This window comes from Gordonia aurantiaca, from assembly GCF_039939235.1.
Classification (GTDB): Bacteria; Actinomycetota; Actinomycetes; order Mycobacteriales; family Mycobacteriaceae; genus Gordonia.
This window is the reverse complement of the sequence record NZ_JBDUUF010000002.1, coordinates 1-23,995: the sequence shown is the minus strand read 5'-3', so window position 1 is coordinate 23,995 and position 23,995 is coordinate 1. Positions and strand designations below refer to the sequence as shown.

The 23,995-nt window shown below is 68.7% G+C and carries 22 protein-coding genes and 1 pseudogene; 10 read left to right on the top strand and 13 right to left on the bottom strand.

Going from position 1 to position 23,995, the window contains the following annotated elements; all coding sequences use genetic code 11:
* Positions 1-40 precede the first annotated feature (40 nt).
* Both ABFT43_RS05075 and ABFT43_RS05070 read left to right on the top strand, forming a co-directional pair.
* Positions 41-1,351, top strand: coding sequence for a cytochrome P450 (locus ABFT43_RS05075; RefSeq protein ID WP_347959303.1), 1,311 nt, complete (start codon positions 41-43; stop codon positions 1,349-1,351).
* Positions 1,352-1,623: 272 nt separating this feature from the next.
* Positions 1,624-1,959, top strand: a complete 336-nt coding sequence (locus tag ABFT43_RS05070) for a transglycosylase family protein (protein WP_347959302.1) — start codon at positions 1,624-1,626, stop codon at positions 1,957-1,959.
* Positions 1,960-2,046: 87 nt separating this feature from the next.
* Here the strand turns inward: ABFT43_RS05070 and ABFT43_RS05065 are convergent, their stop codons facing one another.
* Entirely contained in the window at positions 2,047-2,481 is a 435-nt protein-coding gene (locus tag ABFT43_RS05065) for a hypothetical protein (protein ID WP_347959301.1), read from the bottom strand.
* Between the two features lie 214 nt (positions 2,482-2,695).
* Complete coding sequence (locus ABFT43_RS05060) at positions 2,696-2,869, bottom strand: hypothetical protein (protein WP_347959300.1); 174 nt, start codon at positions 2,867-2,869, stop codon at positions 2,696-2,698.
* A 66-nt stretch (positions 2,870-2,935) separates the two neighbouring features.
* Between ABFT43_RS05060 and ABFT43_RS05055 the strand changes: the two genes are divergently transcribed.
* Together ABFT43_RS05055 and ABFT43_RS22680 are read left to right on the top strand one after the other, a co-directional pair.
* Positions 2,936-3,682, top strand: a complete 747-nt coding sequence (locus tag ABFT43_RS05055) for a guanylate cyclase (protein ID WP_347959299.1) — start codon at positions 2,936-2,938, stop codon at positions 3,680-3,682.
* Positions 3,683-3,967: 285 nt separating this feature from the next.
* Positions 3,968-4,415 (top strand): annotated as a pseudogene (locus ABFT43_RS22680) (RtcB family protein); the annotation flags it as partial.
* Between the two features lie 13 nt (positions 4,416-4,428).
* Here ABFT43_RS22680 and urtE read toward each other — a convergent pair.
* From urtE to ABFT43_RS05010, 6 genes are all read right to left on the bottom strand, one after another.
* Complete coding sequence (gene urtE / locus ABFT43_RS05035; RefSeq protein WP_347959296.1) at positions 4,429-5,121, bottom strand: urea ABC transporter ATP-binding subunit UrtE; 693 nt, start codon at positions 5,119-5,121, stop codon at positions 4,429-4,431.
* Between the two features lie 5 nt (positions 5,122-5,126).
* Positions 5,127-5,999: an urea ABC transporter ATP-binding protein UrtD gene (gene urtD, locus ABFT43_RS05030; RefSeq protein WP_347959295.1), complete on the bottom strand. Its 873-nt coding sequence runs from the start codon at positions 5,997-5,999 to the stop codon at positions 5,127-5,129.
* On the bottom strand, positions 5,996-7,108 hold the full coding sequence (gene urtC, locus ABFT43_RS05025) for an urea ABC transporter permease subunit UrtC (protein ID WP_347959294.1): 1,113 nt from the start codon (positions 7,106-7,108) through the stop codon (positions 5,996-5,998). The genes urtD and urtC overlap by 4 nt, the downstream gene beginning before the upstream one ends.
* On the bottom strand, positions 7,105-7,992 hold the full coding sequence (gene urtB, locus ABFT43_RS05020) for an urea ABC transporter permease subunit UrtB (RefSeq protein WP_347959293.1): 888 nt from the start codon (positions 7,990-7,992) through the stop codon (positions 7,105-7,107). The genes urtC and urtB overlap by 4 nt, the downstream gene beginning before the upstream one ends.
* 124 nt (positions 7,993-8,116) lie before the next feature.
* Positions 8,117-9,340, bottom strand: a complete 1,224-nt coding sequence (urtA, locus tag ABFT43_RS05015) for an urea ABC transporter substrate-binding protein (protein WP_347959292.1) — start codon at positions 9,338-9,340, stop codon at positions 8,117-8,119.
* A gap of 391 nt (positions 9,341-9,731) precedes the next feature.
* Positions 9,732-10,913 (bottom strand): oxygenase MpaB family protein, encoded by a 1,182-nt coding sequence (locus ABFT43_RS05010; protein ID WP_347959291.1) that lies wholly within the window; start codon positions 10,911-10,913, stop codon positions 9,732-9,734.
* Between the two features lie 158 nt (positions 10,914-11,071).
* On the opposite strand from ABFT43_RS05010, the gene ABFT43_RS05005 reads away from it, so the two are divergent.
* Positions 11,072-11,686 (top strand): TetR/AcrR family transcriptional regulator, encoded by a 615-nt coding sequence (locus tag ABFT43_RS05005; protein ID WP_347959290.1) that lies wholly within the window; start codon positions 11,072-11,074, stop codon positions 11,684-11,686.
* A 94-nt stretch (positions 11,687-11,780) separates the two neighbouring features.
* Here ABFT43_RS05005 and ABFT43_RS05000 read toward each other — a convergent pair whose 3' ends face one another.
* Positions 11,781-13,073: an MFS transporter gene (locus tag ABFT43_RS05000; protein ID WP_347959289.1), complete on the bottom strand. Its 1,293-nt coding sequence runs from the start codon at positions 13,071-13,073 to the stop codon at positions 11,781-11,783.
* A gap of 283 nt (positions 13,074-13,356) precedes the next feature.
* A complete protein-coding gene (locus ABFT43_RS04995; RefSeq protein WP_347959288.1) occupies positions 13,357-13,689 on the bottom strand; it encodes a hypothetical protein in 333 nt (110 codons plus the stop codon).
* 151 nt (positions 13,690-13,840) lie between these two features.
* Here ABFT43_RS04995 and ABFT43_RS04990 point away from each other — a divergent pair, with 151 nt between their 5' ends.
* Together ABFT43_RS04990 and ABFT43_RS04985 are read left to right on the top strand one after the other, a co-directional pair.
* A complete protein-coding gene (locus tag ABFT43_RS04990) occupies positions 13,841-15,964 on the top strand; it encodes a DUF2339 domain-containing protein (protein WP_347959287.1) in 2,124 nt (707 codons plus the stop codon).
* Between the two features lie 142 nt (positions 15,965-16,106).
* A complete protein-coding gene (locus ABFT43_RS04985) occupies positions 16,107-17,339 on the top strand; it encodes an MFS transporter (protein ID WP_347959286.1) in 1,233 nt (410 codons plus the stop codon).
* Here the strand turns inward: ABFT43_RS04985 and ABFT43_RS04980 are convergent.
* Positions 17,294-18,856, bottom strand: coding sequence for a PucR family transcriptional regulator (locus ABFT43_RS04980; RefSeq protein WP_347959285.1), 1,563 nt, complete (start codon positions 18,854-18,856; stop codon positions 17,294-17,296). The genes ABFT43_RS04985 and ABFT43_RS04980 overlap by 46 nt on opposite strands.
* Before the next feature lie 88 nt (positions 18,857-18,944).
* Between ABFT43_RS04980 and ABFT43_RS04975 the strand changes: the two genes are divergently transcribed.
* Together ABFT43_RS04975 and ABFT43_RS04970 are read left to right on the top strand one after the other, a co-directional pair.
* A complete protein-coding gene (locus ABFT43_RS04975; protein WP_347959284.1) occupies positions 18,945-19,445 on the top strand; it encodes a nucleoside deaminase in 501 nt (166 codons plus the stop codon).
* On the top strand, positions 19,442-20,389 hold the full coding sequence (locus ABFT43_RS04970; RefSeq protein WP_347959283.1) for an isopenicillin N synthase family dioxygenase: 948 nt from the start codon (positions 19,442-19,444) through the stop codon (positions 20,387-20,389). Before ABFT43_RS04975 ends, ABFT43_RS04970 begins: the two co-directional genes overlap by 4 nt.
* Before the next feature lie 121 nt (positions 20,390-20,510).
* Here ABFT43_RS04970 and ABFT43_RS04965 read toward each other — a convergent pair whose 3' ends face one another.
* Positions 20,511-21,374 carry an AraC family transcriptional regulator gene (locus ABFT43_RS04965; protein ID WP_347959282.1) on the bottom strand — a complete coding sequence of 288 codons (864 nt, stop codon included), beginning with the start codon at positions 21,372-21,374 and terminating at the stop codon, positions 20,511-20,513.
* 167 nt (positions 21,375-21,541) lie between these two features.
* Positions 21,542-22,939: a hypothetical protein gene (locus tag ABFT43_RS04960; RefSeq protein WP_347959281.1), complete on the bottom strand. Its 1,398-nt coding sequence runs from the start codon at positions 22,937-22,939 to the stop codon at positions 21,542-21,544.
* 232 nt (positions 22,940-23,171) lie between these two features.
* Here ABFT43_RS04960 and ABFT43_RS04955 point away from each other — a divergent pair.
* A partial coding sequence (locus ABFT43_RS04955; protein WP_347959280.1) for a hypothetical protein occupies positions 23,172-23,995 on the top strand: 824 nt, incomplete at its 3' end.

Genomic DNA, 23,995 nt, shown 5'->3' with positions numbered 1-23,995 from the left:
TGGTACGCCCGCGTACCACTCACGGAAGGCGACGACGCCGATGAGCGCACCGGTCCTGAACGACGAGACCGTCCTACCGCCCGCGACGCGCCTGCCGTCGGCGATCCAGGGACTGGCCGCGGTGACGTCCCGACGCCTGTTCTTCGGACGGCTGCATGACCGGTTCGGCTCGGCTTTCACCGTCGATCTGCCGGTCTTCGGGCCATGCGTGGTCATCTCCGATGCCTCGCTCGCACGCGAGCTGTTCACCGCCGGCGACAAGGTCATCAACGTCCAGCCGAACCTCGGCCGCATCCTCGGGGCCGGATCGATCTTCTCCCTCGAAGGCCGTGAGCACCGGGCACGCCGCAAGCTGCTGACCCCGCCGCTGCACGGCAAACGGATGAAGACCTACGAGCAGATCGTCGAGGAAGAGGTCCGTTCCGAGACCTCGACGTGGCCGGTGGAGACCGAATTCGCCTCGATGGAACCGATGATGCGGATCACGCTCAACGTGATCCTGCGTGCAGTATTCGGCGCCGTCGGCAAGGATCTGGACCACCTCCACCGGCTGATCCCGCCCACGGTCGTCGCCGGTTCCCGCGCGGCGACCGTCCCCGAACTCCCCCGCGTGCTGAGCAGGGTCGACCCCAATCGACGGTACGCGCGCCTGCACGCGGAGTGCATGGAGTACCTCGCAGACCTGATCACCAGGTCCCGCAACGACCCCGCGCTCGACGAGCGCGACGACATCCTCGCCCTGATGCTGCGCAGTCGCTACGACGACGGGACCCCGATGAGCGACGCGGAGATCGCCGACGAGCTGGTGACCATGCTCGCCGCCGGGCACGAGACGACGGGGACGACCCTCGCGTGGGCGTTCGAGCGCGTCCGGCGCCACCCCGACGTCCTGGCACGCCTGGTCGCCGAGGTCGACGAGGGCGGCAGCGACTACCGGCACGCGACCATCTTGGAGACACAGCGCAGCCGGCCGGTGATCGACTTCGCCGCGCGCCACGTGGTCGCCGACCACCTCGAGCTCGGCCCGTGGCGCATCCCGCGCGGCTACAACGTCATGGTCTCGATCGCCCTGCTCCACGACGACAGCCGCGAGTTCGCCGATCCGGAGCGCTTCGACCCGGGACGGTTCCTCGACAGCACACCGTCGCCGGCATGGCTCCCGTTCGGCGGCGGCACCCGGCGCTGCATCGGGGCGGCTTTCGCGACGATGGAGATGGACGTGGTGCTGCGGACCGTACTCGGCGAGTTCGAGGTGCTGCCCACAGACGCCCGACCGGAACGCTTCTTCTCACGCGGGGTCGCCTACGCCCCCTCGCGCGGCGGACGCATCGCGGTTCGGAGGCGCTCGTAGCACTTCGCGCCAGCCGAGGCGCGTGATGTGAGCCACCCAGGCGATGTGACCTTGGTCATCGAACACGCTCGAACACACCCTGGGGACGTGCGCAACCGAATGGCGCCGTGCGCTGGGCTTTTGTCGCAAAGCTAACGGCGTTATCAGTGCGTGACCAAAACTCCGCAGGTCACGGGCTCGACGTGACCTCACCGTTATCAACCCGTATGGTCGGCCACGGTCCGAGATCAACCACCTTGCCGACCCCGGGTGGTGAAGGAGGAACAGAGACCATGCGTATGACCAAGACGCACCTGACCAAGCTCGTCACCCGTGCCGCCATCGTCGGCGCGCTGACCGCAGCCCCGATCACCATGCTCGCGTCCAACGCCTCGGCCTACTCGGGCAACTGGGACGCCGTCGCACAGTGCGAGAGCGGTGGCAACTGGGCCATCAACACCGGCAACGGCTACTACGGCGGCCTGCAGTTCTCCCAGAGCACCTGGGAGGCCAACGGCGGCTCCGGCAACCCGGCCAACGCCTCGCGCGAGGAGCAGATCCGCGTGGCCGAGAACGTCCTGGCCACCCAGGGCCCGGGCGCGTGGCCGACCTGCGGCGCCTACCTGTGACGCCCCGGGCACCTCGCGTGCCCTGAACAACTTCATACGCGAGGCCGGTGAGTCCATGACTCACCGGCCTCGTCGCGTCTGCACCGGTCAGTCGAGCTTGTCGGATACCGATTCCCCCGGTCCGTGATCCCCGTCGAAATCCTCGTCGAGCGCGCTGACGGCGATGCCGTACGGCAGGAATCGCACCTTGCGCCGCGGGTCGGTGTTGTTCTTGTTCGCGCGCAGGGCGTCGAGCTCGGTCGCGAAGACCTGCTCGACGCGCGCGCCGCCGTCCTCGTCGACGTAGAACACCGCCCAGACACCCGAACCCGCCTCGCCCGTCGTCTCCGGGCGTGGCTGCGTCCTGGTGCGGCCGCGCGCCGCCTCGTCGAAGAACATCGAGAAGGCCCCGGCGGCCGGCTGCCCCTCGAAGAGCTTGCCGAACATCTCGCGGAGCCCGTCGCCGGCCTCACGCGCGAATCGGTCGAAGTCCTCGGGGCCGAAGTTGAACGCTCCGCCCCCGAATCCGCTGTTGTCGGTCATGGTGCATCCCATCCTGGCGAGCCGTGCGGCCGACCGTGCGGCCGGCGTCGCTGTCCAGTCTGCTCAGAATCGGCCGGACGCGCCACCAACGGCGTCCGGGCCCACTCGGCACGTCTTCGGATGCCCACGTCATTCGGGTGCCCATGTCATTCGGGTGCCCATGTCATTCAGATGTCGTGGTCAATCGGATGTCGGGGTCAATCGGATGTCGGGGTCAATCGGATGTCGGGGTCTCCTCCGCCGCCTCCGCGAGCCTGCGGTGCAGCCGCTCGCGAACGTCGTCGGGCGTGTACGCCCTGCGCTGACGCCGGTCCCGCGCCACCAGTACGCCCCCGGTCGCGACACCGACCGCACCGGCCAGCCCGAGCCATTTCCACACACTTCGCATGCGGGCAGCTTAGGTCCGACGACGTTCTGATGGCCCGTCGGCGGCCATACCCTCTAGTCTTCGGGCATGCCCAGCCGTCACCGCCGCGCACCCGCGGACCTCCCCGGCCGTCCGGGCGGGATCTCTCTGGAGGCCGCTCTCGACGCCACGCGCACCGGCGACATCTGGCTGTTCCGGGGACATTCCGGGCCCAACCGGGCCATCCGCACCCTCACCAACGCACCGGTGAACCACGTTGCGATGGCGGTGTGCATCGACGACCTGCCGCCCCTGCTGTGGCACGCCGAACTCGGCGACAAGCTCACCGACGTGTGGACCGGGTCGCGGCACCGCGGGGTCCAGTTGCACGACGCGCGCGAAGCGGCCGAGCAATGGATGGTGCGTTACGAGCAGGCGTGCTGGCTGCGACAGCTCACCCCGGAGGTCACGCGCAAACAGGAGGACGGGCTGCTGCAGGCGATCGCCCGACTCGACGGCACCCCCTTCCCCACCACTGCGCGGCTGGCCGGCCGCTGGTTCGCCGGGCGCGTGCCGACGTCGGCCGACCTCGTGCGCGGGGTGCCGTTCCTCGGCCGCAGGATCCGCGAGCGCCGGGCCAGACGCGACGAGGACTCCGGCGCCGGTGCCGATCACGTCGGCCTCGAGACCGCGTACTGTGCCGAGGTCGTCGCGATCACCTACCGCGACATGGGAATCCTGTACACGGCCAAGGATCCCAACTGGTTCGACCCGGGCCGCTTCTGGAGTGGTGACCGCCTCCCGCTGCACGATCCTTATGCACTCGGCGAGGAGATCTCCGTACACCTGGAGTAGCGGGGTGATCGGGATCCGGCTTCGGATCAAAGGATTGACACCCACACCGCGATGCGATGAACTGACCGGCCGGTGCGGGCCACAAGCCGGCGCCGATCGCATCCATCATCAGGGGAAACACCATGCCCGAGATGATCGCACCGAGGGTACTCAACTTCGCGACGATCCTCGACGACACGACAAGTCTCAGGCACAAGCGATCTCGATGTTGCCGTTCGTTCATCCACATGTCCGCTGATCCCCGACGCCCACGCGGGGAACGGTTCGGCGGTCGGCACGGGCAGCCTCTGGCTGTTCCTTCACTCGGGCAGCCGTGGAGTGGGGAACAAGATCGCGCAGAAGCACATCCGGATCGCGCAGAAGTCGTGCCGGAGCCGGCACATCCGTCGTGCGCATCCCGACCTGGCGTACCCTCCGCGGACACCGATGAGTTCGGCGCCTATGGCCGCGAGTTGCGGTGGGCGCAGGCCTTCGCCTACGAGAACCGGGCCGAGATGATGGACCGGTTCTGATGGTGTTCGGCGAGTGGCTGGGCGACAACGCCTTCCGTCCGCGCAAGACGCTGGAGCAGCGGCGGATCAACTGCCATCACAACTACACCGAGAAGGTGGAGATCGCCGGCGAGCATGTGTGGCCGACCAGAAAGGGGCTCATCGACGCGAGCACCGGCACCCACGGACTCATACCCGGCTCGATGGGCGCCGAGTCGTACGTCGTACGCGGCAAGGGCAACGAGGCCCGCCCCCCTAAATGGTCATGGCCTCCCGCACGGCCGTCTCGGCTCCGGCGCCACCGGCACCCGACGAGGTGACCCGCCCGCTCTCGAGCACGTAATAGTGTTGCGCCGCTTCGAGAGCGAACCCGATGTGCTGTTCCACCAGCAGCACGCCGAGGCCGCCGCGCCGGGTCAGCGCGGTGATGGTCTCCTCGATCTCGGCGACCACCGAGGGCTGGATGCCCTCGGTGGGTTCGTCGAGGATCAGCATCCGTGGTTCGGTGATGAGGGCGCGTGCGATCGCGAGTTGCTGGCGCTGACCGCCCGACAGCAGGCCGGCGCGCCGGCCCAGCAGCTCCCTGAGCGCAGGGAACATGTCGAGCATCTCGTCGATCAGTTCCTTCCCGCGCTTGCGGCCGTCGGCGACGACCTGCAGGTTCTCCGCGGTGGTGAGCTGTGGGAAGCTCTGCTGGCCCTGCGGAACATAGGCGATGCCCTGCTTGATGCGCGCGCTCGGGCGCGCCCTGGTGATGTCCACCCCGTCGAACGTGATGGTTCCCCTGGTGGTCTTCACCAAACCGACCGCCGCGCGCAGCAGGGTGGTCTTGCCGGCGCCGTTGTGACCCATGATCGCGACCACGCCGTCGGCGGGGACCTCGATGTCGACCCCGTGGATGACCTCGGTCCGGCCGTATCCGGCGTGGACCCCGGATAGTTTCAGCATCGGGTTCAGCCCTTCTTCTCGATCGACACCGACGTGTCGCCCCCGGGGCCCTCCGTCCCGGCGGCGATCTCCTCGAGCTCCTCGCCGCCGGCCGCGGTGCCGAGATAGACCTCCTGCACCTTCGGGTTGGCCTGCACCTCTGCGACCGTGCCCTCGGCGATCACCTGACCGCGGGCGAGCACGGTCACCGACGTCGCGAACGCTCGCATGAAGTCCATGTCGTGTTCGACGACGACCACTGTTCGCTCACCACCGATACGGCGCAGCAGGTTTCCGGTCTCCTCACGTTCTTCGTGACTCATTCCGGCAACCGGCTCGTCGAGCAACAGCACCGACGCGTTCTGGACGAGCAGCATGCCGATCTCCAGCCACTGTTTCTGGCCGTGGGCCAGCACACCGGCCGGGGCGTCACGCAGATCCTGCAGGCCGATGGTCTCGAGGGCCTCGGCGATCGAATCCGGGATCCGGGCCGGACGACGGCGCAGCATCGTCCACACCGACCGACCCGCCCCGGCGGCGATGTCGAGGTTCTGCAGGACGGTGAGTTCCTCGAAGACGCTCGCGGTCTGGAAGGTCCGGCCCACGCCGAGACGGGCGATCTGGTGGACCTTCTTGCCGATCAGCTCGACACCGGACTTCTGGATCGAACCACTCGCCTTCGCCAGACCGGTGATGGCGTCGATGATGGTGGTCTTGCCGGCGCCGTTGGGACCGATCAGGAACCGCAGATCGCCTTGCATCAGTGTGAGATCCACGTCGGAGACGGCCGTGAAACCGTCGAACTCGACCGTGAGTCCGCGCACCTGGAGGTATTCGCTGTTCATGCCGGCGTTGCCCCCGGCGACCGGTTCGACGACCTCGGTCTCGCTTCCGCTCATGAGGACGCTCCTACCTTGGTGGTGGCGACTTCATCGATGTCACCGGTGGGTGCGGGGTCGGGCTTGTTTCCGCGCCGCCACTTGAACAATGCGCCGAGTCCGGCAAGCCCCGCCGGGAAGAAGCCGACCACGACGATGAACAGGATGCCCTGCGCGTAGGTCCAGCCGGACGGGAAGTTCTCCGACAGGCTCGTCTGTGCCCACGCCACCGCGATCGCGCCGAGCACCGGGCCGAGCAGCGTCGTCCGGCCGCCGATGGCCACACCGATCAGGAAGGCGATCGACGGGACGATGCCGACGTCCGCAGGAGAGATGATGCCGACGATCGGCACGAACAGCGCACCCGCGATGCTCGCGAACAGCGCCGCGACGGCGTACGCGACCACCTTGACGTTCGCGGGGTCGTAGCCGAGGAAGCGCACGCGTTCCTCCTGGTCGCGGACCGCGACGAGGAGTTCGCCGTACCGGCTGTACATGAGTTGGCGGGTGAGCGCGACGACGATGAGCAGTGTGGCCGCGGCGATGTAGAACAACAGGTGCCGGTTCACCGGGTCGTTGAGCGCGAGCCCGAAGAAGCTGCGGAATCGGTTGAGGCCGTTGCTGCCCCCGGTGGTCTGCTGACCGACCAGCAGGATCGCGAAGGCCGCGGCGAGTGCCTGCGACAGGATGGCGAAGTAGGCGCCCTTGACCTTGCGCTTGAAGACACCGAGGCCGAGCAGGACCGCGATCAGGGCGGGCACGAACAGGATCCCGAGGATGGTGACCACCGGCGAGGCGAACGGCTTCCAGTAACCGGGCAGTTCGCGGATGCCGGCGATCTGCATGAAGTCGGGCACGTCGTCGCCGCGCAGTTCGGCGTCGGAGATCTTCAGGTGCATGGCCATCATGTAGGCGCCCAGGCCGAAGTAGACGCCCTGGCCAAGGGTGAGCATGCCGCCCCGGCCCCAGGCCAGCCCGATGCCGACCGCGACGATGCCGAAGCACAGGAACTTGCCGAGCAGATTGAGACGGAAGTCGGAGAGGACCGTGGGCGCGACGCCGAACAGCAGGATCGCGGCGACGCCGAACCCCGCCCACACCTTCAAGTGGCCGTTGACATAGTCCTTCACACGAGACTCCTCGACTGGACCGTGAACAGACCCTGGGGTCGGATCTGCAGGAAGATCACGATGATCACGAAGACGGCGACCTTCGCCACCGATGCGGTCGTGCTGTATTCGATGAACGAGTTGAGGATGCCGAGGGCGATGGCCGCGATGACCGCGCCTTTGATCTGGCCGAGACCGCCGATGACGACGACCAGGAAGGCGTCGATCAGGTAGGTCATGCCGGTGTTCGAACTGGTCGAACCGATGAGGGTCAACGCCACACCGGCCACGCCGGCCAGCCCCGAACCGATGAAGAAGGTCGTGATGTCGGTTGCGCGGCTGTCGATTCCGCTGGTCTCCGCGAGATCGCGGTGCTGCACGACCGCGCGGATACGACGTCCCATCGCGGTGTACTTCATGACCGCGGCGACCGCGATCACCGCGACCACGGCCAGCAGCATGATGAACAGTCGGGTCTTGGGCACCACCGCGCCGAGGATGTCGACGCCGCCCGACAACCACGACGGCGCGGTCACGTCCACGGCGGGAGCGCCGAAGATGTCGCGGGCCAGCTGCTGCAGGATGAGGCCGACTCCGAAGGTCACCAGCAGGGTGTCGAGCGGACGGTCGTACATGCGTTTGATGAGGGTGACCTCGAGGATGACCCCCATCAACCCACCGACCAGGAAACCGATGACCAGCGAGACGAGCAGGGACACATCGGCATTCGAGACCAGGTACTCCTGTACCGAGTAGGCGGTGTACGAGCCGGCCATGATGAACGCGCCGTGCGCCATGTTGATGACACCCATCTGACCGAAGGTCAACGACAGGCCGAGTGCTGCGAGCAGCAGGATCGAGCCGAGGCTCAGTCCTGTGAAGAGCTGTCCGATAACGGTTTCCACGTCACCATCCGTTTCGCTGTGGGTCTGTGCCGGCGGGAATGTCCGTGGCCGGACTCGCCGGGGTGGGCTTTCCCCCGTCACGCAGGTGACCCGTCCCGCGGACGCGGGACGGGTCACCTGGCGATCAGCTGCCGAGACCCTCGGCCCAGGGGTAGTTCTTGAGGTAGGGGTCCGGCTCGATCGGCTGACCCGAATCCCACACCGTGTAGATCAGACCGTCGGGACGGATCTCGCCGATGCGGGCGGTCTTGGTGATGTGGTGATTGTCGCCGTCGATGGTGACAGTTCCCTCCGGAGCCTCGAAAGTGACTCCGCCGGAGGCCTTCTTGACCTCCTCGACGTCGAAGGAATAGGCCTTCTCGACGGTGTTCTTCCACAGGTACACCGAGACGTACGCCGCCTCCATCGGGTCCGAGGTGGGCTTGTTGGCGCCGTAGGCCGCCTTGTAGTCCTGGACGAAGGACTGGTTCTGCGGGTTGTCGACGGTCTGGTAGTAGTTCCACGCGACCAGCTGCCCGGCGATGTTCTCCACGCCGATGCCGCCGACCTCTTCCTCGGCGATCGACACCGACACGACCGGCATCTGCTGCGGCGTCAGGCCGACGTTCTTGTACTCGCGGAAGAACGCGACGTTGGAGTCGCCGTTGAGGGTGTTGAACACGGCGTCGGCGTCGGCGGCGCGGACCTTGTTGACGATCGTCGAGAAGTCCGTCGAGCCCAGCGGGGTGTAATCCTCACCCTTGACCTCGATGCCGTTGGCCGCCGCGTACGCCTTGATGATGCGGTTGGCGGTCTGCGGGAAGACGTAGTCACTGCCGACCAGGTAGAGCGACTTGACGCCCTTTTCCTTCAGGTACTCCAGGGCCGGCACGATCTGCTGGTTGGTGGTGGCGCCGGTGTAGAAGATGTTCGGCGACGACTCGAGGCCCTCGTACTGCACCGGGTAGTAGAGCAGCGCGTTGTTGTCCTCGAAGACCGGCAGCATCGCCTTGCGGCTCGACGATGTCCAGCCGCCGAACACCGCCGCGACGCAGTCGCTGGAGATGAGCTTCTCGGCCTTCTCCGCGAAGACGGTCGGTTCCGACGCGCCGTCCTCGCCGATGAGCTGGATCTGCTTGCCGAGGACGCCGCCGTCGTCGTTGATCTGGTCGACGGCGAGTTTGATCGAGTCACGCACCGTGACCTCGGAGATCGCCATCGTGCCCGACAGCGAGTTCAGCGAGCCGACCTTGATCGTGTCGCCCGAGGTGTCGACGCACGACGTCCCGCCCGACGCCGATTCGTCGCTCGCGGAGCTGCCACAGGCGCTCAGCGCGAGTGCCACGGCCGACAGGGCTGCAGGGATCATGATGCCGTACCGCCGACGGCGTGTGGGGGTGACGGCGGACGACAATGAACTGAACGGCATCCGAAGGCCTTTCTCAATACGTCTCGGGTCGGTACGGGATGGCCCAGACAGACAACGGTGCACCTTCGCACCGATGGAACCCCCCGCTCGGATACGCGACACCAGAAAAGCGGTGACGTCGCGTATGGGGGGTAAACGTATTGATGGTTTGTTACACCGGCATGACGTGAAGTGAATTCCCTGTTTCCGCTTCACGGCGGCTCACGCCGGATCCACGCCACCGAATTTTGTTGTAACCATGGCGATTTCAGCCCACGAAAGAACATCGACGACTACAATTCGCCGACCTCTCCGGGGCGGGAGACACGATGCCGGCGACCTCGATCCGCGCTCAGTGCGAGAAGGACGCCTCCACCTCGGCGCGGCTCATCTCGGGATCGGTGCCGAGCTCGTACCGCGGAAGGGTGTGGGGCACATCGGTTCCGCCTGCCACGCGACGCCTGGCGGCCCGGAACTCGGGCATCTCCCCCATCGTGAGATGGGCGGTGTTGATGACACTCCACACGAGGGAACGCCGGGCGCGACGCTCCACCGGATTGGGCGGACGGTAGGAGATCAGCTGCTTGGCCCAGCGCGGCTGGATGTCGCGGATCGCCCAATCCACCGCCGCTTGAACACGATTCCGCAGATTCGCGCCCGTGGCCATCGCATTGCCGTGCGTCAGGGCGAGCCGCGGTAGATATGACTCGAGGCAGCGCAGGGTCTCCGCCTTGGTGGCCGGCAGGTCGGTGCCGCCCAGCGCGTGTCCGACTCGTACGAATTCGCCGTAGTACCGGTCGAGTTCGGCGCCGCGGAGCGGACGCGGATGGTAGATCTCGTGCGCCGTCGCGATGCCCCAGACGACGGTCGCGTAGTTCCAACGCAGCCACTCCGGATCGTCGGCGTCGTAGGCCGCTCCGTCGGGGCGCACTCCCTTGATGGTGTGGTGCATGGCGCGAACCGTGCGGGCGAGCCGCTCGGCGGTCTCGGTCGACCCGTAGGCGGTGCCCATGAAGAAGGCCAGCGAATGCCCGAGCCGGGTCATCGCGCCGTCGGGGTCGATCGCCGTGGTGGGCGTCCCGTCCGCGCGCCGCCGGACGAGGCGCGAATGGTGCATGCCCATCCAGTAGATCGACGGATCGAGCCGTTCCATGTACGACGCGGCCTGCAACCCGAAGATCAGGGCCGGGGTGTGCGAATGCACGTACCAGGTCGCACTATCGGGACCGAACCACCCGGGGTCCCCCTCGGGAGCCCCGAACTCCATGCCGCGGAAGAACCTGGCCCGGACACTCTCGTCGAACTTTCCGTTCAGCCAGGAGCCGACCACTTCGTGCGGAAGGCCGAGCGGCAACCGGTCCGGCGTCGACAGCCGCCCGCGGTTCAGCCCGCCCGGCGGCAGCTTCACCGGCGCGAGCTTCAGCGGTGACAGCTTCGGTGACGACAGTTTCGGCGTTGGCAGTTTCGGCGTTGGCAGTTTCGGCGACGGCGATTTCACGGGCGGCAGATCCGCCGGAGCAAGGGACACGTTCATGGGTCGTCCTCTCCTCTGCACCGATCCCCCACCCGGTCGTGTGGACACGTCCGGGCGATGGGCGACGCAATGTGGTCACGGTTGTGTCCAGACTATCCTTTGGGTACGCATGTGACCAGACATCGCCCCGGGTCGGTTTCGGCGGATATGGTGGAGGAATGTCGAGTCCGACCCGATGGGCCGGCGTCCCGCTCGCGGACCGCCGCGCCGAACGCCGAGCGCGCCTGATCGCGGCGGCCTTCGACATCTTCGGCGGCACCGGAGGAGAGACCGACCTGTCGGTGCGGTCGGTGTGCCGTCATTGCGGCTTCAACACCCGCTACTTCTACGAGAGCTTCGCCGACACCGACGAGCTGCTCGGCGCGGTCTACGACACCACGGCGGCGGAGCTCGCCGAGGTCGTGGAGGCCGCGATGGCTGCGGCCGGGCCGTCGGTTCGGGCACGCACCCGCGCCGGCATCCGGGCGGTGCTGGGGCACGCGTCGGAGGACCCGCGCCGCGGTCGCATCCTCTTCACCGAGGGCCGCACCAATCCGGTGCTGGTCGAGCGCCGGGGCGCTACCCAGGACATGCTGTTCGACCTGGCGTTCGCCGAGGCCGACGCCCGGAAGACCGATCCGCTGACCGGTCGTGTGCGTGCGGCGATGTTCACCGGCGCGATGGCCGAGCTGGCGCAGCAGTTCCTCGCCGGGAACCTGGGCGACGACCTCGACCGGGTCGTCGACGAGGTGGTGGAGATGCTGCTCCCCGCGCGACGCCGGACCGCCGGCTGAGGCCGGGCCCGCGTCTTCCCCGTTGCGGGCCGCCCCCGTCGGACGCAGGTGCGGGGCCGCAAACGGCGACCGCGATACCGCCCGCCGCGAGCCGTCACCCTGCCGACCGCGGTCCCGTCCGCGCGAGGGCCCGGATCGACTCCGGCCCCATGCCGCGATCGAGCGCCGCGATCATCACCACGACACCGAGCCCCGACAACACCAGCGACGTTCCGAACAGCGTCGGGAATCCGAACAGGTCGCCGATCACCCCGGCACAGAAGCCGGCTGCACCCTGCACCCCCACCACGGCGCAGGCGAAGAGCGTGTAATCGCTTCCCTCGTGGCCCTTTTCGCAGGCGTCCATCATCAGCGTGAACACCGCGACGGTCGCGGCGCCGCCGAGCACGTGTTCGGCGAGACCTGCGGTCACGACGATCAAGAAACCGCCCGCACCGAATGCGGCGACGAGATAGAGGGCCAGACTCAGCGTCTGGGTGACCCCGCCGAACAACAACGCCGAACGTCGCCCGAACCGGAAGGCCAGCCAGCCGCCGAGTGCCGCACCCGCGAGCGCGCCCGCCGACGACAGCGCGCCCTCGATGAGCGCGATCTGGCCGAGCGAGAGCCCGATGTCGGACATGAACGGACCGACCAGCGCCGAGCCCATCGAGTTCCCGAATTTGTACGCCCCGACCACCAGGATGAAGACGAGGACGCCGGCGCGTCGGAGCCGGGTGAGCCACCCGGTGAGCAGCAGGCCGGGCGTGGGCCGGTTGGGGCGGGCCGCCGACACCGAGGCCACCGCGTCGGAGGCCTCGTCCGGCCGGGACCGCCCGACGAGGAACCAGACCGGGATCGTCACGGCGAACAGCATCAGCGACATCGCCACGAAGAGGGTCCGCCACCCCGCGAGAGAGAACAGCCAGAGCAGTCCGCCGCCGCCGACGATCATGCCGATCCGATAGGCGCCGACCTGAATCCCGTTGCCCGGTCCGCGTTGCCGGGGTCCGAGGGTCTCCACCGCCAGTCCGTCGGTGGCGATGTCCTGGGTCGCCGACGTCAGGTTGATGACCGCGATGCCCACGAGCATCCAGGCAAGGGTGCCGTCGAGGTCGCAGCACGCGAGGGCCAGGGCTGTCGCGGCCGAGGTGAGCTGCATGGTGAGCAGCCATCGGCGGCGGGTGCCGTAACGGTCGACATACGGCGCCCACAAGAACTTCAGCCCCCACGGCGCGAACAGCAGTCCGTAGACGCTGATCTGGGTGAGCGAGTAGCCCTCCTCGCGGAGGATGACCGGAACGGCCTGGCTGAAGAACCCGTACGGCAGACCCTGCGCGAAGTAGAGGGCGGTGAGCAGCAGCAGGGTGCCGCCGGCCAGCGCGCCCGTGCGCGACGGAGTCGACATGGCAGACATCATGCCTCAGGCCGCGACCGCTCTCGGCGGTCACCGTCGGAGCCGACGATGGGATGGCGCCCGGGAGGACGGATCGGGACCAGGGTGCCGCTCTCGCGCGTGTTTCGCCGCCGAGTGCGGGCCGCGCTGCGAGTAGCGACACCGGAGGCGTCCCGACAAGGGCGCCAGAGGCGCTGTGCCAGGCCGGGCACCAGAGGCGCTGTGCCAGGCCGGGCACCAGAGGCGCTGTGCCAGAACCCGGAGGCGCGTGTCGGTGGCCGGGGACGGCGCCGCGTCAGGTCGCCATGGTGGGGAATGCCAGGGTCACCAGCATGAGCGCGAAGAGGAACCATCCCGCTCCCTGCCACATGGGCCAGGTGCCGCCCTTTCGGTAGCTGCGATAACCCGTGACGAGGGCGCCGACGCCGCCCAGGAAGAACACGCCCGGAATCAACGCCCCGACGACGACGCTGTCACGGGCGACGGACAGGAAGATCGCGCACACGACCGCCGCCACGGCGACGACGGCCAGCACATAGAGTGCCGCGGAGCGGTAGGTGCCGGTGTCCTGCCAGCGCTTCTCCACGTCGGCCCGCCCGCGGTCGGTGGGGTCATGAGCATCAGTCATGACCTGGGCGTACCCGCACAAGGTGGACAGCCAAACCCCGGCAGGAACCTCGACGGCGCCGGGGTCCACCCGGGACCGCACCAGGAAATCCCCACCTCGCCTGGGTAGGACTACTCATGTCCCGGCGGGCGTCGACGACCATCGTCGAACCATGACCACTTCCAGCAGTCCTCTCGGTGGTGCCCACGGCGCGGCGACGCTCGCGCGTCTCGCGTCCGAGTTCGACGCCATCGCCCACCAGATGTCCTCCGTGTCAGCGGACTTCACCGAACTCAAGCGGCTCCTCGAGCATGAGACGACCCGGCAACAGATGCCGGCGGCCGAGTCGGCTGCATCCGGCGAGCCCTCCCGGTCCGCAACAGGGCCGGCGGGGCGGCGGGCGTCGCCGTCGCGGCTCGCCCCACCCGCGGTCGACGCCCGGCCGGTCGTGCCGCCGCAGGCACCGTCCCAGCAGGTGTCCACACAGGCCGCGCCGCCGATGGCCGGGCCCACGCAGGCTTCTCCGTCACCGGCGGCCAGAACCCCCGACGCGCCCTGGACACCCGACTGGGGCGCGCTCGCGCAGCAGAGGCAGGGGCCGCACCCCGCGTACGCGCCGGTCCCGCAGCGACCGCCGGCCCCATCACCTCCGCGCCCGGCCACCCCGCCGGTGTCGGATCGGATCTCCGCCGCCGTCGAGCGCGGTCTGATCGGCAAGCTCCTCGCCGTCGCCGGTGTCGGCGTCACGCTCATCGGTGTCGTGCTGCTTCTCGTGCTCGCCGCGCAGGCGGGCATCCTGCGCCCGGAGTTCCGTGTCGCCGGTGGTGCGCTGCTCGCCGGAGCGCTCGTCGGGACCTCTATCTGGCTGCAGCGCAAGCGCGATGGCCGCATCGGGGCGGTCGCCCTGGCCGCCACCGGCATCGCCGCCGGCCATCTGGACGTCCTCGCGGCGACCAGGATCTACGAATGGCTGCCGGTCGTCGCGGGCCTGACCATCGCCGGCGTCATCGCCGCAGCCGGCCTGATCCTCGCATCCCGTTGGGACAGTGAACATCTCGGCGTTCTGGTGATCGTCCCACTCATCGCGCTGGCACCGGTCCTCACCGACGGCCTGGACATGACCCTGATCGCGTCCATGGTGATGCTCGCCGTCGCATCGTCGTGGGTACAGATCGGCCGGGACTGGATCTGGCTGCACACCATCCGACTCGCCGCGCCGACCGTGCCCCTGACCATGGTCGGACTGCACGCCCTGGGCCACGAGCGCAGTGCCTTCACCGGCTTGGGATTCGAATTCGCCACTGCGACAATGATCGTCGTCTTCCTTGGGTTCGCCCTCGCGGTGGTCGCGATGTCCACGACCCGCTTCCCAGAGGCGATGGCCGGCCTGGCCGCCGCGACGACGGTGCCGGCGTTGTTCGCCGGCGCGGTGATGGGCACGGCGGGCGCGGTGTCGCTGCTGGCCGTGACCGCGCTCCTCGTCATCGGCACGACCGTCGTCTGCGCGACGGTGAGGACCGAGCGGTTCGGCCTGCCCGACACGGTCGCCCCGATCTGGGCGGCGACGGCGCTCGTCCTGGTGTTCGTGGCGCTACTCGTGTGCTTCGACGGCCGGGTCGCGGTGTCGGTGATGCTGGGCCTGGCGATCGTCACCGCACTGATGGCGCGCACCTGGTCGGCGACGTCGATGGTGCTACTCGTCGGCGCGACCCTCGTCTGGGTCGTCGGATTCGGACTCCTGATCTCCGACATGGCTCCCTACGTGCTGGTCGACACCGGTCTCGTGGAATCCCGCGCCTCGCTCGCGGCCGTGATCGGCGCACTGTTCGCCGCCGTCGGCGCGATCATCCTCGCCGACGCCTGGATTCGGTTGACCGACCGGGACGTCGTCGGCCTCGCCTACACCGTGGCCGGCGTGGTCGCGGTCTACTCGGTCACCGCGATGAGCGTCACCACCGGTGTGCTGTTGGCCGGCGCGGACGGATTCCTCGGTGGGCACGTCGCCGCGACCACCTGCTGGGTCGCGATGGCGGGCGGGCTCCTCGCCTACGCACGACGCCGCCGCGGCGGTGAACGAACCGCCGCGGTCACGAGCGGGTTGGTGCTGGTCGCGGCGGCGATGGCCAAGTTGTTCCTGTTCGATCTCGCCACCCTCGACGGCATCTTCCGGGTCGTCGTGTTCATGGTCACCGGCCTGCTCCTCCTCGGGCTGGGCGCCTGGTACGCGCGGGCGCTGCACGACGATGCGGAGGCGAGGCCGCACTCACCCGCCCCGAACCCGGTTCCGAGGGTGTGAGGTTCCCGGCCCGCCGCCCGCGCCGACATCTCCCTCCCGCCAAGCGACTCCCGGTGGCGGGAGGGAGTCGCGTCGCGAGGATCGACTGTGACATTCATCCGCCACGCTGCCGAGATCGCCCACCGGCCCTACTGTTCGTCGGGTGACCACCGTTGAGCGTGCGGCAGAACGGCTTCCGGCTGCCGTGTACATCATGGCGTGCTGCACGTTCCTGATGTCGACCAGTGAGTTCGTCATCGCCGGACTGCTCCCCGACATCGCCGACGACTTCGAGGTCACCGAGGCCCGTGCAGGACTCACCGTCACGGTGTTCGCCCTCGGCATGATCGGCGGCGCCCCGGCGATGGCACTGCTCACCGCGCGCGTCCAGCGCAAGGTGACGCTGGCGTCGTCGCTGATCGTGTTCTCCATCGGCATGCTCGCGTCGGTGCTCACCGACGAGTTCTGGGTGCTCATCGCCGCACGGTTTGTCGCATCGGTGGCGACGAGCGGTTTCTGGACCGTCGGCGGACTCGTCGCGGCCGACCTGGCCGGACCCGCGCGCCGTGCCGGGGCGATAGCGATCGTGCAGAGCGGCGGGATGATGGCCAACGTGGTCGGCGTTCCCCTCGGGTCGTTCACCGGACAGATGTTCGGCTGGCGCACCGCGTTCTGGACGCTCGCGGGCCTCGCGGTCCTCGCCGCGGCGGTCGTGGTCACACTGATCCCGCGCGACCGGCACGAACGTGTCGACCTGTCGTTGCGCCGGGAGCTCGCGGGCGTGCGTTCGGTGCGCCTGTGGCTCCTGCTGGCCACCTGCGTCGCGGTCGCGGGCGGAACGCTGTCGGTGTTCGCCTTCGCCTCCCCGCTGCTCACCGATGTCGCGGGCCTCGACGACTCGCTCGTGCCGATCGCACTGGGTGTATTCGGTATCGGCGCGACCATCGGTCAGGTCACCGGAGGCCGGCTGGGCAACGCACGCCCGCACCGCACGGCCGCGACCGCGATGGCCACCACCGCGGTCGTCACCGCCGCGCTCGTCGCGTTCGCCGGGCAATCCTGGGCCGCGGTGGTGTTGTTCGGGCTTCTCGGCTTCACGGGAATGGCGGCGTTTCCGGTACTCATCTCGTTGTCGATGCATCACGGGTCCGAGGCGCCGTTGCTCGCCGCCGCACTGCCGATCGCATTCGTCAACGTCGGGATCACGCTCGGCAGCCTCCTCGCCGGCGTCGCCCTCGACTCCGGGCTCGCCGCCCGGGGTCCGCTGCTCGTCGGCCTCGGCGCGAGCCTTCTCGCACTGGTCCCGTTCGGGACGCTGCTGATCGCGAACGCGCGCAGCCGCTCTCTCGTTCAGGGCGATGCCGCCACCCGCACCGCCAGCAGCATCGACGCGTAGACCGCGGGTTCGGTCGGGTCGAAGCCGAGCAACTGCCGGATCTTCTCCAGCCGCTGATAGAGGCTCTGGCGTCCGATGTGCAGTGCCTGCGCGGTCCTGGTCGCGCTACATCCGTGCGCGAGGTGCACCGCGAGGGTCCGGACCAGGTTGCCCGACGACCTCTCGTCGTGCGCAACAAGCGGTTTCACGAGCGCCGACAGGTCGGTGCGCAGCCCCGGGTCGAGGGCGGCGATCGCCTCGTCGGCGAGGAGTTCCCGGCTCGTGAACACGCGTCGGCCGGTCTCCCCGCCCGACGCCGTGAGGGCCAGCTGCCCGGCGCAACGTCGAAGTGCGGCGGTGAGCGAGCGGGCGACGTCGACATCCGCGCGGTCCCGGTCGATGCGGACGGCGTCGCCGACGACGATCGTCGTGCGCCCCAGCCGTGTCCCCAGCATGGTCAGCGCGTTCGCGACGCGGTCGACGGGATCGCCGGCGGTCTCGAGGTCGACGGCGGGCAGCGCGACGAGCGCGTAGACCGTCGCGTCGACGATGCTGCGCGCCACCGCCTCCAGGGATCGGGCCGCGGCGATCGCGGCGTCGGCCATCCGCGGGTCGGGCGCCTCGGCGACGACCGGCACCAGGGCCGTGGGTCCGCTGATCGCGACACCTGCTGCGGCGAGGCGTGACTCGAGGTCGGCGCGCCGCATCGGCCGGCCGTCGACGAGGTCTTCGACGAGGCGCGCGGCCAGCGCCGATCCTCGGACACCGGTGCGCGTCAGCCCGACCGCGAGCAGTGCGGCCGCCGCCCGCAACAGTTCGGCCGCATGCGGAATGGGCCGGCCGGAACGACTCTCGCCGACGACCAGGCGCGCGAGCCTGCGGTCCTTGCTTGTCACCTCGGCCTCCGCGACCGCGCGGTCGACGACCCGCCAGGCCGACGGATCGTCGTCGACGCCATATGCGGAGATCAGCGCGCCGCCCGCGCTGACCAGGACGACCGGTGCGTCGAGCGCGGTTCCGAGATGTTCGAGCATGGGCGCCACCCCGGAGCCGGATGCGAGCGCGGCGTGCAACGCGTCGTCGAGTTCCGCGCGGTCCCTCAGGAGTCGGAGTTCGCGGGCGGCGATCGCGGTGTTCGCCGAGCGGCAGAGCTCGATGAACGGGACGACCTCACGGAGTTCGATGAGCGGCAGGCGGGACGCCGACGCGGCGCGCACCATCTCCTCGGGCACCTCGTCGAAGGTCCGGCCGAGTTCGATCGCGAGGGCGGCGACTTCCCGCTCGGCGAGATCGCGGACGTAGTGGCGTCGGGTGCCGGCGTCGAGGCCGCGCAGGCCGAGACCCGTGGTCAGCAGCAGTTCGCCGCCGGTCAGCAGCGGACCGATCTCGAAGATCTCGCTGGAGTGCACCCAGCGCACGGGCCGGTCGAGACGGTCGTGGGCGCACAGGACCCGTGGGTGCGCGGGCGCCAGGTGATCGTCGAGGACTTCCTGGAGGGTCGGCGCCCAGGCGGTCGAGGTGTCGCGGACGGTGGTCACGGAACAGGACAATATGCCCGAGCGATCGATCCTGCAGGGCGACGATCTGTCGGTTGTCGTCGCAGCGATGCGGGGGCACTCTCATCTCATGACCTCGACCCTGCACCAGCGCACCGGCCTCGATCTCAACGCGCTGCTCGACGTCGCCTACGAGCAGGCACGGATCGGTCTCGACGAGGGCGGCATCCCGATCGGCGCCGCCCTGTTCGCCGCCGACGGCACGCTCCTCGGCGCGGGCCACAACCGACGGGTCCAGGACGACGATCCGTCGGCCCACGGCGAGACCGACGCCTTCCGGGCCGCCGGACGCCAGCGCGACTACTCGTCGACGATCATGGTCACCACGCTGTCGCCGTGCTGGTACTGCTCGGGACTGGTCAAGCAGTTCGGCATCGGCACGGTGGTGATCGGCGAGCACGACTCCTTCTACGGCGGCGAGGACTGGTTGCGCGAGAACGGGATCGAGGTGATCGTGCTCGATGACGAGCGGTGCCGCGCGATGATGTCCGGCTACATCGCCGCCAATCCGCACGTGTGGAACGAGGACATCGGCGTGGCCGACGAGGACGCCGCAGAGGAGGAGCGGTGACCGACAGCCCCATCCTGACCGTCGACATCAGTGCCTGGCGCGCGGGAGGCGCCGCGCGGGAACTGTGCGCGGCCGTCGACGAATCGCTGCAGAAGGCGGGTTTCCTGCTGGTGACCGGTCACGGCATCGATCCGTCGTTGCCCGCCGGGTTGCGTGCCACCGCACGGCGTTTCTTCGCCCTGCCCGACGAGGTCAAGGAGAAGTACTCGGTCGGCGTCGGCGGCCGTGGCTGGATCGGCCCGGGCAAGGAGGCCAACGGTTACTCGGAGGGCACCGAGACCCCGCCCGATCTGAAGGAGACCTACAACTGCGGCGCGCAGACGCCGGTGGGCATCCCCGAGGTCGACGACTACTGGTTCGCTCCCGACGTGTGGCCCGACGAGGTTCCGGAGTTGCGAACCCTGTTCAACCGGTGGACTTCTCAGATGAAGGCGCTGTCCGACGATTTGCTGTCGCTGATGGCGGCGTCACTCGGCATGACCGGCGAGGACAACCCGTTCCGCGGCCTGGCGTCGAACCCGACCTGGACGTCGAACATCAATCATTATCCGCCGCTGCACGACGTGGGCGAACCCGAGCCGGGACAGTTCCGCATCGGCCCGCACACCGATTTCGGCACGGTCACCATCCTCGACCGCGAGCCCGGCGCCGGCGGTCTGCAGGTCTACAGCGAGGAGGGCGGCTGGGCCGACGCGCCGTACGACCCGAACGCGCTGACCGTCAACATCGGTGACCTGTTGGAGTACTGGTCCGGCGGTCGCTGGCCGGCGGGACGCCATCGTGTGCTGCCTCCGCAACCGGACGCGCCGGCCGAGGACCTCGTGTCCCTGATCTTCTTCTATGAGCTCGATCACGATGCGGTGGTGCACCCCCTGGGCGGTGGCGCCCCGGTCGTCTCGGGCGACTTCATCCGGGAACGGCTGGACGCCATCACCGTCGCCTGACGGGCACCCGAGTCCCCCGCAGGATCGCGGGCTTCGGCCCAGATTCGCGAGCTGTAACCCGCGCTTCTGTGGTCGAACCCGCGATTCCCCGATGGCGTGATCTCGCGGGGGAACCGGCGGCTCACGCGCGTTCGATCGGCATCCAGATCTCGGCCTCGGCATGCGACTCGTCGAGCGCCAGGTAACGCACGAACGTCGGCCCGGGACGCAGTCGCCAGGGATTCGACGGGAACCAGTCCGTGGCGGTCGCGGCCCAGGTTTCCTGAAGTGCATTCGGGAAAGGTCCGCTGGAGCGGAAGGTGACCCACGCGCCCGCGTCGGCGGTGATGCTCGACAGGTCGTCGGGCACCGCGGTGTCCTCACGTACCGCGACGCCGTGCAGGTAGGTGATCGGTGTGCCCTCCGGCGCGTCGGGCTCGCTGCCGTCGGTGATCGCGAGGATGCCGACCGGCTCGGTGTCGTTGAGTTGCTTGAGCCGGAGGTGTTCCTCGGGCGGGATCGAGGCGATGTGCTGCTGGATGTGCGGATTCACGCCCCGGTGGATCAGCGGCACCTCGGCCGCGTGTCCGACGAATGTGAGGGTGGGGCGTTCGGTGATGGTGACGTCCATGGGACGGCTCCCTTCGACGGTCAGGCGGAACCTGAGTACGGGTTGTGTCGCGAAAGGACCGCCATGTGTCCGCACCTCCGACGGCGAGGCGTCGTGCACGGACCGGAACGCGCGACCGAAGGCCTCGGCCGAGGAATAGCCGTAGCGCACGGCGATGTCCAGCAGACCCTCGTCACCGGTGGCGAGATCCGTTGCGGCGAGACTCATCCGGCGGCGCCGGACGTACTCCGAGAACGGCATGCCCGCCAGCGACGCGAACATCCGTCGCAGGTGGTACTCGGTCGTGCCGTGAGAACGGGCGAACCCCGCGAGGTCGACCGGTTCGGCGGTGTCCCCTTCGACGAGGTCGACGAGCGCGTTGAGCGTGCCGATCATGGCTCTCCTTTCGCCTACGATCGTGGCCGCTGCGCCCATCGTCGCACCCGATGATCCCGGGCAGGAACTGTCAGTACCCGAGCCCCCGACAACCGCGAGTTCGACCCAGGGGCGCGAGCTGCACGCAACCTGCGCGTCTGTGTCGAATCCGCGATTCTCGAGGGTCGTCAGCTCACCTCGTAGCTCAGCCGGTAGACCGCCTCGCCCTTGGTGAACCGGAGGATTCCCTTCTCGGCTCCCGGGGTGAGCTTCTCCGTGCCGAGGTCGTCGTGGGGGTTGCCGGGCGGGTCGTCGCGCTCGGTGATGCCGATCAGGGCGTTACCGGTGAACTGGAAGGTGGCGTCGATCTTGCGCCGTTCGCCCTCCCGGATCGTGATGTGCCTCAGGCACTTGCCGTTGCCGCCCCTCACACACATCGGGGCGCCCTCGACGCTGACGACGACCTCGTCCGCCTCGTTGGTGTCGGTCTGCTTCTCCGCATGCAAGGTGCCGATCCGCAGAGTGCCACCGGGGACGGAGGTCACGTCGGTGAGGTTCGCGACGTGGGCGCCGCGAATGATGTTGCGCGCCGGATCTTTCGCGCGATCGTCGAACTTGTGGGATCCGGACTCGTAGTTCAGGAACACGCGATTGTGCGCGGAGTCGATGGCGATGCCCTGGGACATGCTGGGGCCGCGAAAACAGCGGGGCCGCGCCTTGTCGAGGTTGGTCTCCTCGGCGCTTGTCGCGTAGAAGTTGCTGCGCACATTGCGATTCAACGAGGTGCTGAAGAACATCGTGTCTCCGGCCTTCGCGACGCCCTGGGTCCCCTTGGGCACCTCATAGCGCAGGTTCCCGCCACCGCCGGGTTTCGGATCGGTGGACAGTTCCCCCTCGGGACCGATCGTGTACCGGTACATCCAGTCGCGCGTCTTGCGATTGAACTTCCCCGCGTAGAGCTTGTCCCCGTCGGCGGTCATGAAGGACTGTCCGTAGACCTTGCGGTCGGCGCCCTTCGGACTGATCGATCCGTTGGACTTCAAGGCCTTCCGGACGTCGGCAAGGGCATAGTGACGGATGGAGCCGGCCTCCTGCGGCCCACTCAGGAAGAGCTGGCCGTTGCCGATCGCCATCCCGCCCGCGTGCGTCGGCAGTTCGTTCGCGGAGCGCTTGTTCACCATGACCCACCCGACCAGACGGTGGGGCACGGTCGCGTCGACCGCGATGATCTTCGCGCGGTCGTCGGCACCACCCTCGACGTAGGTGGCGGTGAGCAGGGCGTCCCGGCCGTTGCCGTCCCAGTCCTTCCAATGCGCGATCGCCTGCGGGGTGTACCGGCCGAGCTGTTCCTTGGAGAGGATCGGCCCCTCACGGAAACGTCGATCGTACAGGTACGACGCCGACTTTCCCTGATACCAGCCGCCCGGTGGCGGGTCACCGCTGCTGTCGGGCTCACATCGGACCGTGGTGGTCGCCTTCGGAGGTGCCGCCGAGGCGCTCGGAACTCCCGTCGCGAACACTCCCCCGAGTCCGATGAGGGCGGTGGTTCCGGTGGCGATGATCGGGCGAAAGCGGCGGCGGCTCACGTCGTCTCCTTCTGCGGTTCGTCTGCGATCGGGCGGTGGCGTGGGCGAACCCGTCCACTCTTGCCAGGTCGCGGGTCCCGGTGCCATCCCTCGATTGAGGGGGTCGCGTTTGACGGCACCCGCGGGCAGGGGTGACGGTGGAGACGTGGGCCCGGACAGATCTCCGACTGTTGTGCGACGGCGCCAGGACGAGTTGGTACGTCGAGTCGGGTCTGCGTCGAACGTGCGCGAGGTGTTCGACCTCGTGACGACGCGCCTGCCCGGAATCGTCCCGTACAGCAGCGCGGTGTGGACCGCAGCCGACCCGGACACCGGCCTGCCGAGTTCGCCGACGCTGTGGGAAGCCGAGGCGTCGAGTCGCGCGGACAGGTGGCGTCGGCAGATGGGACGGGGCGAGGTCCTCGACTGTGCGGCGCTCGGGCGGATGGCTCATTCCGCCGGAGCACGGCGCGCCCGGCCCCGGGAACTGCGTGCGGTCCTCGGATGCGAGGACGCCCCGTGGGCATTGGTCTCCCTCCGCCGCAACCGGGACGAGCAACCGTTCACCCCGGCCGACGAGGAACTCCTGGCACGACTAGCCGAGCCGCTCGGTCGCCAGGTTCGACGACTCGTCCGTGCCGGACTCCGGCGTGGCCCCGAAGGCCCCCTGCCCGCGCACCCCGGACTTCTCGTCTTCGACCGGGAACTCGACCTCGTGGCGACCGGCGACGCCGTCTCGCCGTGGTTGTCGGCGCTCGGCGACGAGGCCCACGTGACGAACCCGTTCGGCCTGCCGGTGCCGATGTGGATCGTCGCCGCAGCGGCACGGGCGTTGCAGTGTGCACAGGCGGGAGGTCCTGGACGAATCGGGGTCCGGGCGGCCACGGTGGGCGAACGATGGTTGCTCGCGCAGGCCTCCGTCATCCACGACGCCGACGGCCGACCGACCAGTGTCGGACAGTGTCCCGTGGGGTGGTGGACTTTGGGTCGGCGTGGGTTCACGCGTGGTGATCAACGAGTCATGGTGAATGCTAGGCGATTTGATGTTGTTTGGCCACGGGTTCAGCGGCGGCCTGT